The organism is Rhodanobacter soli (assembly GCF_039523495.1).
Taxonomy (GTDB): domain Bacteria; phylum Pseudomonadota; class Gammaproteobacteria; order Xanthomonadales; family Rhodanobacteraceae; genus Rhodanobacter; species Rhodanobacter soli.
Genome location: NZ_BAAAFK010000001.1, coordinates 3,112,497 through 3,125,164, shown reverse-complemented (window position 1 = coordinate 3,125,164; position 12,668 = coordinate 3,112,497). Strand labels below are relative to the sequence as shown.

General features: G+C 65.4%; 9 protein-coding genes. 1 reads left to right on the top strand and 8 read right to left on the bottom strand.

What is annotated here, in order from left to right; translation table 11 throughout:
- Positions 1-88: 88 nt before the first annotated feature.
- The 8 genes from ABD024_RS14145 to ABD024_RS14110 all read right to left on the bottom strand — a co-directional run bounded on the left by ABD024_RS14145 (position 89) and on the right by ABD024_RS14110 (position 10,935).
- Positions 89-769, bottom strand: a complete 681-nt coding sequence (locus tag ABD024_RS14145) for a class I SAM-dependent methyltransferase (RefSeq protein ID WP_343853824.1) — start codon at positions 767-769, stop codon at positions 89-91.
- 223 nt (positions 770-992) lie between these two features.
- A complete protein-coding gene (locus tag ABD024_RS14140) occupies positions 993-1,910 on the bottom strand; it encodes a lysylphosphatidylglycerol synthase domain-containing protein (RefSeq protein WP_343853822.1) in 918 nt (305 codons plus the stop codon).
- 75 nt (positions 1,911-1,985) lie between these two features.
- Positions 1,986-3,050, bottom strand: coding sequence for a glycosyltransferase family 4 protein (locus ABD024_RS14135; protein WP_343853818.1), 1,065 nt, complete (start codon positions 3,048-3,050; stop codon positions 1,986-1,988).
- Positions 3,051-3,233: 183 nt separating this feature from the next.
- A complete protein-coding gene (locus tag ABD024_RS14130; RefSeq protein ID WP_343853816.1) occupies positions 3,234-4,178 on the bottom strand; it encodes an electron transfer flavoprotein subunit alpha/FixB family protein in 945 nt (314 codons plus the stop codon).
- Between the two features lie 79 nt (positions 4,179-4,257).
- Positions 4,258-5,004 carry an electron transfer flavoprotein subunit beta/FixA family protein gene (locus ABD024_RS14125; protein ID WP_343853814.1) on the bottom strand — a complete coding sequence of 249 codons (747 nt, stop codon included), beginning with the start codon at positions 5,002-5,004 and terminating at the stop codon, positions 4,258-4,260.
- A gap of 109 nt (positions 5,005-5,113) precedes the next feature.
- Entirely contained in the window at positions 5,114-7,174 is a 2,061-nt protein-coding gene (locus ABD024_RS14120; protein WP_343853810.1) for a glycoside hydrolase family 99-like domain-containing protein, read from the bottom strand.
- Between the two features lie 50 nt (positions 7,175-7,224).
- Positions 7,225-9,204 (bottom strand): glycosyltransferase, encoded by a 1,980-nt coding sequence (locus ABD024_RS14115; RefSeq protein ID WP_343853805.1) that lies wholly within the window; start codon positions 9,202-9,204, stop codon positions 7,225-7,227.
- A gap of 120 nt (positions 9,205-9,324) precedes the next feature.
- Complete coding sequence (locus ABD024_RS14110; protein WP_343853802.1) at positions 9,325-10,935, bottom strand: electron transfer flavoprotein-ubiquinone oxidoreductase; 1,611 nt, start codon at positions 10,933-10,935, stop codon at positions 9,325-9,327.
- A gap of 169 nt (positions 10,936-11,104) precedes the next feature.
- Between ABD024_RS14110 and ABD024_RS14105 the strand changes: the two genes are divergently transcribed.
- Positions 11,105-12,502 carry an amidase gene (locus tag ABD024_RS14105; protein WP_343853798.1) on the top strand — a complete coding sequence of 466 codons (1,398 nt, stop codon included), beginning with the start codon at positions 11,105-11,107 and terminating at the stop codon, positions 12,500-12,502.
- Positions 12,503-12,668: the final 166 nt, after the last annotated feature.

Genomic DNA, 12,668 nt, shown 5'->3' with positions numbered 1-12,668 from the left:
TGCCGCCGACCTTAAATCATATCGTCGCGAAGATTTGCAAATCGACATGAGCCTTAATTTAGCTTACGGATTTGTCGGGCCGTCGGAGTCAATTTTCGCATTCTATGAACAAACGAGCTGCAAATAATTTCCCAATTACCGGTAATGCGGATAGCGGGTGTAGAACTCTCAATACGTTGTAGTGAGCAATGTGCTGGACCCGCATTTTTGCTTTGTCGAAGCCGCACTGTTCGAGCATTTCCACATTTTGTGCAGTGTTACGCACCGCGATATGCTCAGGGAACTGACGCAAGATGCCCTTACTCTTTAACCTTTCGATAAAAAAATCTAGATTTGGAGTATGTAAGAAAAGTCGACCACCGGATTTTAAGCTTTTCCGAATGGCCGAAAATATTTTTAAGAAATCTTCATTATCTATATGCTCAGAAAAATCAAGTGCTGTTGCAATATCAAATTGATTTTGGTGATCGTTGCAAAAAGTAATAATGTCCTGGCAGTAAAGGCTGCAGTTTTTAATGGAATGGTTTTCAGCGCGCCGTTTCGCGGCGGTGATGAAGTCTTCGGAAAAATCCACACCGTAGTAGTGGGTTACCATAGGCGCAACAAGCGGAAGCAGCATCGCATTGCCGCAAGCAAAATCCGCAATCAACTCGCCGCCATTAATGTTCATTAGCGCAACGAGGTTGGCAATTCGTGTAATAGGTTTGTGCTCATAACTCTCCACGTAAGAGCCTGAGTGCATACGCTTGCTTTCTTCAATATTGGCCACGCCTAACCTCCTGCTTCGTGCATGTAGTATGTTTCTGACTTTCTACGCCCTACCAAACCTAGGCGACAGCGAAAAATTTTCGTGTCCTGGAGTTTGCACGCTACGTCTCCGACGGAACCGGCATAACTCATTTCCAGAAATCGTGAAAGGCGTAGCCATTAGCTGAGTATATGGCGTTGGGTCATGCAGAGAGGTGGGGGATCGTTTCAGCGCGCCACCGTCCCTATATGCCCCTTCGAAATAACCGAGTCAAGAGCAGGCCGATGCCAAAGGCCACTGCATCTGCCATCACCGAACACAGCCGAAGAAGAGCCGCGGCCAACAGTGCCTCCGGCTCGCCGATGGTCGGTGCGAGCAGCTGTACGAGGATGAACTCTCTTACACCTAAGCCAGATGGAGCACCTGGCGTCACGAAGCCGGCAAGCCAAGACGTCGTATAGGCGAGAAGTGCCAAACTGGGAGAGATGGCATGGACATGCTGCTTGCCAAGCAGCAGCCAAAGCGCCACGCCGCCTACGATCAGTGCAGCCGCGTAAAAAACGCACGTGGCGAGCACGGTTGATGGTGCTGGTAGCTTGAGCTTGAGCCGACGCTGGCTTGCGATCAGCAGGCCGATTATGGCGGCTACCGCTAGGCAGATGGCGCACACTACGATGTAAGGACGGACGAGGAACTGCGCGAGCCACGAAGGGGCAAACACAGCGAGCGCTGGGATTGCCGCAGTGCTCAAGAGGGCAGCACACACAAGGGACAGCAGCAGTTCGATGGTCATCAGGGCGGAGCCATGGGCGGCGCCAACGCCCATATGGCGTTTGGTAAGCATCACACGGCCCACGAGGTGTCCCACATTGCCGGGCAGATAGCGTGCGGCTTGCGACAGCATCACTATCTTGACTGACACTGGAAACCTTTTTAATACCTTTCCGGGAGATGTGAGCAGTGCCCATGCCATGGAAATTGGCAGGTAGGCCAGCAAACAGGCTGCACTGGCCATGGCCATAGTGGCCCAAGGCAGGCCGCCATGAAGCTGGATGGCGACTGCTTGCCGCATTTGCACGAAACGGCTAACGAGATAGGCGATCAGTATCAGCGATATGAGAGTCCCGGCGAGATGGAGCAGCCGCTTGGAGTGCGCATTCATCGGGTCAGCTCCAGTCGCAGCACTTAGGTACATCAGAATGGTTGTGAATCGCGAATCTATTCTGGTGGGTGGTGCTCATTTGCTGCTCAGCGCTTTTTTGAGTAAGAGACTGGCAAATGCATCGCCCATCCGTTTGCGGGAGTAGTGGTCGCGCGTCCGCACCGCCGCTATGGCCCGGCGCGCGGTGAGCTGCGCAGGCGTCTCGTCCAGCAAGCAGCATACGGCGTCTCGCCATGCGCTGGTATTGCCGGCCTCTACCAGAAGTCCGGTGACGCCGTCCTGCAGGGCATCTGTGATGCCCTGCAGGCGCGAGGCTATGAGCAGTCCGCCGATAGAGGATGTTTCGATGGCAACAAGGCCGAAGCCCTCAACATCCCTCGTACCATCCGGCGACGACACATTCGGCATTACTACCGCGTCTGCGCTGCGAATAAGTGTGGCTAGGTCATTCGTAGGCATGGGCCCGAGGTAATGCGTCCGAGCACAGCGGGTCAGCTCGTCGAGCTGGCAGTAGCCATGCGCGGAGCCGACCACAAAAAACTCGACATCGTCCGGCAGCAGAGGTACGACGTTTTGCGCGAACCATAGTGCGCCCTTCCTTGGAACGAGGCGTCCGAACTGCAGCACTCGCTTGTGTGCTCGCGCGAATGCTTTTGGAAGTGGCGTCGTCGCAGTAACTGTGGCTGTGAGTTGGCTCTGTGGCAGTGCGGGGGTTACAACGCGTACTGGCGCTAGGCCGACCTCGATGGCCAGCTGGGCCGTGTAGCCTGAGATCGCAACTATATCGAGGAACAGGCGTCTGCATGCGCGGAAGAGAGTGAAGTAGACGGCGTAGACCCGAGGCAAAAGACCTTTCCGTTGCCCATAGACCAAGTCAAGACCGTAGACAATCACTGTGCGCCGCTGTCCTGGATTGGCCAAGCGACAGCAGAGCGCCACTGGGAAAAGCACCAAGTCACCCAAGACGAGGTGCGTGAATTTTCGGCTGTAGATAAGGCCATAGAGCATGGCCTTGAGCAAGAAGACTCCGTATCCGAACAATGACGGCGTCCGACCGCTCTTTCGGCCAGGCAGCACCAACCGCGTTACCTCGAAATGCGATTCGAGTGCGGCGGCCAACTCCACCGAGTAGGTTTCCATGCCCCCGACTGCTGGTGGCCATTTGCGCGAAATAAAAAGAAGTCGTGGTTTCACTCGTCAGTCCAGGCGATGGCGCTCTTACGGAGCGAACGGCCAGCCGTCCTGCGGCCGCAGAGTGTTCATTGATCAAGTGGGTGCGATTGAGTCCTAAGGGCATCGTCACGATTCTACGGCAAGGTTGGCTCACTCCAGTGCCGCCTCAAGCTCCGGAATAATCTTGAACAGATCCCCCACCAGGCCGAAGTCGGCGACCTCGAAGATCGGCGCTTCACCGTCCTTGTTGATCGCCACGATGGTACCAGCGTCCTTGATGCCGGTGAGGTGCTGGATGGCGCCGGAGATGCCGATGGCCATGTACAGCTCGGGGGCGATGATCTTGCCGGTCTGGCCGACCTGCAGGTCGCTCGGCACGTAGCCGGCGTCCACCGCGGCGCGCGAGGCGCCGACGGCGGCGCCGATCCTGTCCGCGAACTTGAAGATGATGTCGAAGTTTTCCTTCGAGCCGACGCCACGGCCGCCGGAGACGACCTTGCTGGCGCTCTGCAGGTCTGGGCGATCGCTGCTGCCCTGCTTCAACTCGACGAAGCGGGTATGCGTGGGCAGGGTCGCGCCGACAGCCAGCGCTTCGACCGGTGCGTTGCTGGCGCCGGTGGCGGCGGCCGGCCACGAGGCCGAGCGGATCGTGGCGACGACGGTGTGGGCGGCATCGGCTTCGACCGTGATGATCGCGTTGCCGGCGTAGATCGGGCGCTTGAACGTGTGCGCGGCTTCGACGCTCATCACGTCGCTGACCTGGGCCACGCCGAGCAGGGCGGCGACGCGCGGGGCGACGTCCTTGCCGAAGGTGGTGGACGGCACGAACACGTGGCTGTAGCCGGCAGCGGCCTTGGCGATCTGCGGCGCCAGCACGGCGGCCAGCGGGTGGGCGTTCTCGGGGCGGGCGACGGTGAGCACGCGGCTTACGCCGTCGATCTTCGCGACCTCGGCGGCGATCGCGTCGACGCGGTCGGCCAGCACCAGTACGTCGATCGCTTCGCCTTTCACCGCGATGGCGGCGCTCACGGCGCGCGCGGTGGAGGAGTTGAGTTTGCCGCCGAGATGTTCGGCGATGACCAGGATCTTGCTCATGGGGTTTCCTCAAACTTGGGACTTGGCGGCTTTCATTTGAAAGTCCGGCCATGGATGGCCGGGGGTTGATCAGGGATGATCACAAAAGCCCTTTCTGCCTCAGTGCCGCGACCAGTTCGGCCGCGTCCTTCACCATCACGCCCTTGCTGCGCTTGGCCGGCGCGGCGTAGTGCGTGGTCTTCAGATGATCGTTCGCTTCGACACCGAGCGAGCCTAACTCGATCGTGTCGATCGGCTTGGACTTCGCCTTCATGATGTCCGGCAGCTTGATGAAGCGCGGCTCGTTGAGGCGCAGGTCGGTGGTGATCACCGCCGGCAGCTCGGCTTCGATCACTTCCAGGCCGGCGTCGACCTCGCGGGTCACCGTGGCCTTGCCGTCGGCGATCTCGACCTTGCTGGCGAACGTGGCCTGCGGGCGATCCCACAGCGCGGCGAGCATCTGGCCGGTCTGGTTGGCGTCGTCGTCGATCGCCTGCTTGCCCAGGATCACCAGGCCTGGCTGCTCTTTCTCGATCAGCTTGAGGAACACGCGGGCGGCGGTCAGCGGCTGCACGGCGTCGCTGGTGACCACGTGGATCGCGCGGTTCGCACCCATCGCCAGGCCGTTGCGCAGGTGCGCAGTGAGGTCGGCCGGGCCGATACCGACCACGATGACTTCCTCGGCGACACCTTTCTCGCGCAGGCGCAGCGCCTCTTCCAGCGCGATGTCGTCGAACGGGTTGGCAGACAGCTTGACGCCGTCGGTGACCACGCCGCTGCCGTCGGGCTTGACCTGGATGCGCACGTTGTAGTCCACGACGCGCTTGTAGCCGACCAGAATTTTCATCTGCGAATTCCTACCTCGTTGGCCGCCCCAGCAGGGGTGCGAAACCGCCATTCTACCCGGCATCGAACAATCGTACGAAATGAGCGGTTCGGCGGCGCAGCGATGGTGATCAGCCGCTGCGCTGCGCGTACGGGTACGTCCCGGGCGCCGCTTCGGCGAGGCCCAGCAGGCCGGCCGCGCTGAGCGTGCTGAAGCCGCCGGCGCTGGCGCTCAGGCTGAACACGCGTTCGATGGCGTGGGCCAGGGTGCCGTCGAGCTGGCCCGCTTCAGCCTCGAATTCCGCCACTTCCAGATGGGCGTCCAGCAGCAAGCGCAGGGCCGCCGGGCGCAGCCAGAACATGCTGCCGGCGATGAAGCTGTCGTGTTCCACCTGCGGCGCCGCGATGCCGAGGCGACGGGTGAGATAGTCGACGTTGGCCTGGTTGGCGCCCCAGTAGTAGTCCAGCGGTTGCAGGTGGCCCTCGGCGTGTACCAGGCCGAGCGTGGCGTCGTCGCGGAAGGCGGCCGCGATGCGCGCGGCGCGCTCGGGCGCGAGCAGCTTGTCGAGCAGTTCGCGGCGCCAGGTCTCGCCGTCCTGGCGATGGGTGGAGCGCTTGCCGTGCAGTTTCAGTACGGTTGTCACGCCCTCGTCGAGCAGGCGGTTGGCCACGTGCAGGAACGGCAGGATGTCGCGGCCGCGGTTCTCGAACACTTCGATCTCGGCGTCGAGGCCGAGCTGTGTCATCCGTTCGCGCACCGACTGTTCGCGCTCCACAGCGGTGGTGATCACGATGCGCCAGTCGATGCCGCTGGCACGTAGTGCTGCCACCAGTTCGTCCAGCAGCTCGGGGTACCAGACGTGGATCACCGCGCAGGGGCGCGTATCGGCGGCCGGCGCCGGCTGCAGCGCGGCGCGGGTGGCCTCCAGCCAGGCATGGCCAAGCCGGCTGTCCGGCTCCAGTACGGCGCCTTCGGCCCATTCGTTCCACGCGTTGACGAACACCAGCGGCTGCGCTGGAAAGCGCCGCTGCGCGACACCGACGGCGTGCCGCAACCAGTCGCGATAGCCGCGCGGCGAGGCATGCGCGAACACGCGGCCGCCACCGCTGCGGCGCGGCTCGTTGTCCCAGCCCGGATTGACGCCGGGGTAGCGCGGATAGGCGGGCTCGGGTTGCGCCATCGACTGCCGCGCCAGCTCGCGCCAGTCGTGCACGTCGCCGCGGTAGTCCGGGTTGAGCAGGCGCTGCCGCGCGGTGATCGGCGCGGGCGTGGTGTTGTTCGGCGGGAATTCCACCGCGGCGTCGAAGCCGATGGTGCGCGGATCGACCCGGTCGAAACTCTGCACGTAGGCAAGCCGGATCTCGCCGATGCCGTTCGCGCGGCACCACTCGCGCCAGCGCGCGGCGGTCGCCTTCGGGTCCGGCAGCAGGCCGGGGCGGTAGACCAGCAGCAACGGCTTGCCGTCGACGCGCAGGTAGCGCGGGTCGGCGAGGTACTGCGCGACATGTTCGATGAAGGCGAGGTCGTCGGCGGGACTGTGCTGCTGGCCGATCAGGATGTCGTCGGCGCGGCCGTCCCAGCGTCGTGACCAGTTCTCGTTGGCCCAGCACAGGCACAGCGGCAGGTCGAGCGCGGGGTCGGTCAGCCATTGCTGCAGTGGCGTTTCCAGCAAGGTCTTGCCGGCGAACCAGTAGAAGTAGCTGCAGAACGCGGCGATACCGTATTCGCGGGCCAGCTGCATCTGCCGGCGCATCGTGTCCGCCAGGCGCAGGTCGTAGAAGCCCAGCTCGCCGGGCAGGCGCGGCTGCGCATGCCCTTCGAACTGCGGCAGCGCGCGCGTCACGTTGTGCCACTCGGTGAAGCCCTCACCCCACCACGCGTCGTTCTCCGGGATCGGGTGGAACTGCGGCAGGTAGAACGCCACCACGGTGACGGGCAACGGCGTCGGCAGCGCGCCACTGCGTCGGGGCACAAAACCGATCGCGCGTCCGGCAGCCTGGCTGCGTGGTCGGCGCTCGGCCTGCGACGCTTCATTCGATTGGCCGCGCGGCCCCTTCGGCAGCAGGTCCGCGTGCCGGTCCAGGAAACGCTGGCGCAGCCGGTCGCGGGTGGTACCCGGCATCGGGGTCAGCCGGAAGCCGATGCGCAGCACGGTGAACAGACAGCGTTTGGCGAAGTCGCGAGCGGACATGGCGGCCTATCGGTGGCGATGCCGAAGCATCGGCGCTGGCGTGCGCGTGGTCAATCCAGCACGCGATGCAGGACGGCGGCGGCGGCGGCGGCGGAAAAGTGCTGCTGCACATTGTCGAGGCCGTGCATGGAGAGCTGCTGCCAGAGCGTTTCGTAGCGCTGCAGCCGCAGCACCGCCTCGACGATGGCGGCTGCGTCGTCGGCCACCAGCACGTTCACGCCATCGGCGAGCTGCATGCCTTCCACCGCGATGGTAGTGGCGATCACTGGCACGCCGTGGCTCATCGACATGTTGATCTTGCCCTTCACGCCGGCGCCGAAACGCAGCGGCGCCAGGGTGGCGAGGCAGCGGTCCAGCCACGGCGCCAGCTCCGCCACGCGGCCGTGGAATTCGAGGCCTGGCGTGGACAGCGCGCGCCGCGCCGCATCGGGCATGTCGCCGAGCACGTGCACGCGGATGCCGGGTATCGCTTCGCGCAGGCGCGGCAGGATCTCGTCGGCGATCCAGTGGACCGCGTCGCTGTTCGGTGGGTGGCCATAACCGCCGATGAAGACCAGGTCGCCGCGTCCCGCGTGCGGGTGCCGGCAGCCGTGTACCTCATGGATGTTGGACAGCAATTCCACCCGCGCCTGCGGCAGCAGGCGTGCCAGCAGTGCCCGCTCGTGCGGGCTGACCACGAAGCTGACGTCGGCCTGTTCGATCAGGGCCAGCTCGCTGCGGCGTGCGGCTTCGGCCTGGCGGGCCATGATGCTGCTGCCGCCGAGTTCGGCGGCGCGCCGTTCGCGCAGGAAGTGCAGGTCCACCGTGTCGAAGACCAGCTTCGCCTGCGGCGCGTGCCGGCGCACCAGTTCGGCGTACTGGCCGGCGACGGTGTGCCGGCACAGGATCACCGCGTGCAGTTCGCTGCCGTGCTCGCGCAGCCAGCGCGGCAGGTCCGCCACCCACGGCTTGCACAACACTTCGCAGCCCACTGCGCCGAGTGCGTCGATCTCCGCCGGGCTGGCGCGGCCATCGTCGGGCAGGAAGGCGGTGCTCCAGCCCTGCTCGTCGAGCAGGCGCAGGATCGCGCACAGGCGCAGCGAGCCGGAATCGCGTGCAGGCTCCGGCGTCATCGCGTCCACCACCAGCACGCGGCCGCGCCGGCGCCAGTGGATCGCGCGTTCGAGTGGCGTGCCGGCGGGCGGCTGGGCGGCGAGTTCGGCCGTCCATTTGTCGACGAACTTCGCCTGGTTGGGCCGTTGGTGACGCTTCATGCCGCGGCTCAAGTCGGTGCCGGCACTGATGCCTTCGCAGTGGATCACCGTGCTGGCCGGTTCGTAGTACACGCGCAGGCCGCGCCGGCGCACCGCGAACGCCAGGTCGGCATCCTCGTAGTAGGCCGGTGCGAAGCGCGCGTCGAAACCGCCGATGCGTTGGAACAGTTCGCGGCGGATCAGCAGCGAGGCGCCGGAGACGTAGTCGACCTCGCGGCGGCAGCGGAACAGCGGCATGCTGCGCGGTTGGAAGCGGCCGGTGGTCCAGCAGCTGCCGTCGGCAAACACCAGGCCGCCCGCTTCCTGCAACCGCCCGTCCGGGTAGACCAGCCGACTGCCGGCGATGCCGCAATCGGCGCGCTCGGCGAAGCAGTGCAGCAGCGCGTCCAGCCAGCCTGACGTCACTTGCGTGTCGTTGTTGAGGAACAGCAGGAATTCGCCGCGGGCCGCGGTAGCGCCGGCGTTGCAGCTGCCGATGAAGCCGAGGTTCGCGGCATTGCGCAGCAGGCGCAGGCCGCCGATCTGCGCCAGCGCGGCGGTGCTGGCGTCCGGCGAGGCGTCGTCCACCACGATCACCTCGAACGGCGCCTGCGCACCGTGCCGCGCCAGCGAGCGCAGGCAGGCGACGGTGTAGGCGAGCTTGCCGTGAACCGGAATGATCACCGATACCAGCGGTTGCTCGCTGACCGGCAGCGCGAACGGCGCGAACGGTTCGTCCAGCGGCAGCAGCGCCAGCGTCTCGTCCAGCTCGGGGCGTGACTGGAACTCCTGCCGCATGCGCGCCAGCGTGCCGCGCCAGCCGCGCAGCGCAATGCTGCCGCGCGTGCGCTGCCACAGGTAGCCGAGGCGTTTGAGTCGCCAGTGCAGGTTGCCGATCAGCGGATTGCCCTCGGCGGTTCAGAGATTCTGGTAATTCGGCCCGGAGCCGCCTTCCGGCGTGACCCAGGTGATGATCTCGTACGGATCCTTGATGTCGCAGGTCTTGCAGTGCACGCAGTTGGCCGCGTTGACCTGCAGGCGCTTGCCGTGTGGGGCGCTGGCATCATCCACCATTTCGTAGACCGCCGCCGGGCAGAAGCGGGTGCAGGGGTTGTCGTATTCCTCGACGCACTTCGTCGCGCAGATGTCGGTGTCGGCCACGTGCAGGTGGATCGGCTGGTCCTCGTCGTGCTCGGTGGCGGCGAAGTAGACGCCGGCCAGGCGGTCGCGCGGCGGCAGAGTGCGCTGCACGTAGTCGCGCTTTGGCTCTTCGTACTCGCCCAGCTTGTGCAGCGAGGACCAGTCGGCCTTGTTCTTCAGCGTCCATGGCGACAGCCCGGCGGTGACGGTTTCCCAAGCCGCATTGAACAGGCCGAACCACAGGCCCTTCTTGAACGCGGGCTTGATGTTGCGCACCTTCTTCAACTCGGCCATCACCTCGGAGCCGCGCAGCTTCGCGTCGAAGCCGCTGGCATGGAGCCCGTTCACGGCGAGGTGCTCGGCGGCGAGCATGCCGCTCCTGATCGCCTGATGCGTGCCCTTGACCTTGGGCACGTTGAGCAGGCCGGCGGTGTCGCCGATCAGCAGCGCGCCGGGCATCTCGCATTTCGGCAGCGACTGGTAGCCGCCGGTGACGATGGCGCGCGCGCCGGCCGAAAGAATCGTGCCGCCTTCCAGCAGCGGCTTGACCATCGGGTGGTTCTTCCACTGCTGGAACGCTTCCCATGGCTGGTACTTCGGGTCGCTGTAGTCGAGCCCGCTGATGTAGCCCAGCGCGATGCGGTCCTTGTCCAGGTGGTACATGAAGCTGCCGCCATAAGTATGCGTGTCGGCCGGCCAGCCGAAGCTGTGCACGATCTTGCCCGGCGTCACGCGACCGGCTGGCAGCTGCCACAGTTCCTTGATGCCGATCGAGTAGCCTTGCGGATCGCAGTCGGCGTCCAGCTTGAAGCGCTTGATCAACTGCTTGGTCAGGCTGCCGCGCGCGCCCTCGGCGAGCACGGTGACTTTCGCCTTGATGTCGATGCCTTCGGTGTAGCCGGGCTTGTGCGTGCCGTCCTTCGCCACGCCCATGTCGCCGATGCGCACGCCGGCGACCGAACCGTCTTCGTTGTAGATGTTGTCGGCGGCGGCGAAGCCGGGAAACACGTCCACGCCCAGCGCCTCGGCCTGCGGCGCCAGCCACGCGCACATCGCGCCGAGCGAGACGATGAGGTTGCCGTGGTTGCGCATGCCCGGCGGCACCGGCAGCTTGCGGCCGCCGTCCTTGCCGAGCAGCCAGAATTCGTCGTCGCCGGCGGGCACGCAGATCGGTGGCGGGTTGTCGCGCCAGCCGGGCAGCAGGGCGTCCAGCGGCTGCGGCTCGATCACCGCGCCGGAGAGGATTTGCGCACCAATGGTCGAGGCTTTCTCGATCACGCACACGCTCACTTCCGGCTTCAGCTGCTTCAGGCGAATCGCGAACGACAGGCCGGCCGGACCGGCGCCGACGACGACAACGTCGTATTCCATGGTTTCGCGTTCGCTCATGGCGGACTCCCTGAGGCTGGGTGGAGGCGCACGCGGCTGCCGTGCGTAAGAGTATGGGTCAGACCGCCATTGTCCGTTTTCGGGCGCCGTGCGGCAACGCGTGCTGCGCCACCGCTTGCAATCGCTTCACCGGACGCGGCGATAATCGGGGCAACCCAAGGGAGTGTTCATGAATTCGATGCCGCCGATCGCCGATCTCGACCTGCGCCGCGCCTCGCTGTGCCAGTTGCTGCACTGGCTGGCGGTGGGCCGCGTACAGCCGCAGGCGCTGGCCGACGCTTACCAGCAGGCGATCGAGCGAATCGATCCCGCGCTGCATGCCTATGTCGACCAGCGCTCGGGCCTGGTGCAGGACCAGGCGCAACTGGCCGATCGGCGCCGCCGCGACGGCGTGATCGGGCGGCTGGACGGCATTCCCCTGGCGTTGAAGGACAACTTCGATATCGCCGGCTGGCCGACCCGGGTCGGTTTGCCGGGCCGCGGCAAGCCGGTGCAGGAGGACGCGCACGTGGTGGCGCGACTGCGTGCGTCCGGCGCGATCCTGCTGGGCAAGACCAACATGGATGAGGGCGCGCTGGGCGCCGTCACCGACAACCCGCATTTTGGCGCCACCCACAATCCGCACCGGCACGGCTACACCGCCGGCGGTTCCTCCGGCGGTGCGGCGGCGGCGGTGGCCGCGGGCTTGGCGGTGGCCGCGGTGGGTTCGGACAGCCTCGGCTCGATCCGCATTCCGGCCAGCTACTGCGGCGTGTACGCGCTGAAGCCCACTCACGGCGAGATCTCCGCGCGCGGCCTGGTGCCGGCAGCACGTCGGCTCGATGCAGTCGGTTTGCTGGCGCGCAGCGCGGACGACCTCACCGTGCTGCTGCAGGTGCTGGCCGGCTACGACGCCGACGATGCACGCTCGCGCCGGCGCCGGGTCGCGTTCGCGTTGCCGGACTGGGAGCCGGGCAACCTGCGCGCAGGCCTGCTGCCGGATCTGGCCGCGGTCGGCGTGCAGCCGGAAGTCATCGAGGTGTTCGAAGCGGCCATGGCGAAATTGCCGCACGCGCTGGGCGACCGCCGCACGGTCGACTTCGCCGACTGGGATTTCGCGCACACCCGCCGCGCTGGCCTGCTCTTGATGGAAGCGGAAATGCTCGGCACCTTCGCCGCGGACCTGGCCAATACCGAGCGTCCGGTGTCGGAGCGTTTCCGTCGCATGCTCGGCTACGCCGCGAGCAAGAACGCGGCCGATTACGCGGTGGCCGACCGCGTGCTCGACGCGGCCACGCTGAAGATGCGCCGGCTGTTCTCCCAGGTCGACGTGCTGGTGCTGCCGACCACGCCGCAGGGCGCGTTCCCGCTGGATGGCCCAGTGCCCGATTCGCAGGCCGACCTCACCAGTTTCGCCAGCCTGGCCGGTTGCCCGGCGGTGAGCCTGCCGATGGGCACGCTGCCGAACGGCCTGCCGGTAGGCCTGCAACTGGTCGGCGCGCGCGGCTCGGACCTGCGCCTGCTGGAGCTGGCCTCGGTGTGCGCGGCCACGCTCGATGTCGAGCCGACGTATCCAGTGATCGCCTGAGCGCCTCCCCGATCGCATCGTTCCCTCGTGCGGCGGGGCATCGGCAAGCGGCGGGCTTATCCGCGATTCCAGCGGAAGGCATATGTCGAGTTCGCATGGCGTGCCGCGCCGAGGTTATTTCGGAACCCCGCCGGTGATCGCGTAACATGAGCGGATGACCGGCGCG

Coding starts and splice junctions, on each gene's coding strand:
- ABD024_RS14140 (WP_343853822.1), bottom strand. CDS start 1,910: ATGAATGCGCACTCCAAGCGGCTGCTCCATCTCGCCGGGACTCTCATA.
- ABD024_RS14135 (WP_343853818.1), bottom strand. CDS start 3,050: ATGGAAACCTACTCGGTGGAGTTGGCCGCCGCACTCGAATCGCATTTC.
- ABD024_RS14130 (WP_343853816.1), bottom strand. CDS start 4,178: ATGAGCAAGATCCTGGTCATCGCCGAACATCTCGGCGGCAAACTCAAC.
- ABD024_RS14125 (WP_343853814.1), bottom strand. CDS start 5,004: ATGAAAATTCTGGTCGGCTACAAGCGCGTCGTGGACTACAACGTGCGC.
- ABD024_RS14120 (WP_343853810.1), bottom strand. CDS start 7,174: ATGTCCGCTCGCGACTTCGCCAAACGCTGTCTGTTCACCGTGCTGCGC.
- ABD024_RS14115 (WP_343853805.1), bottom strand. CDS start 9,204: ATGCGGCAGGAGTTCCAGTCACGCCCCGAGCTGGACGAGACGCTGGCG.
- ABD024_RS14110 (WP_343853802.1), bottom strand. CDS start 10,935: ATGAGCGAACGCGAAACCATGGAATACGACGTTGTCGTCGTCGGCGCC.
- ABD024_RS14105 (WP_343853798.1), top strand. CDS start 11,105: ATGAATTCGATGCCGCCGATCGCCGATCTCGACCTGCGCCGCGCCTCG.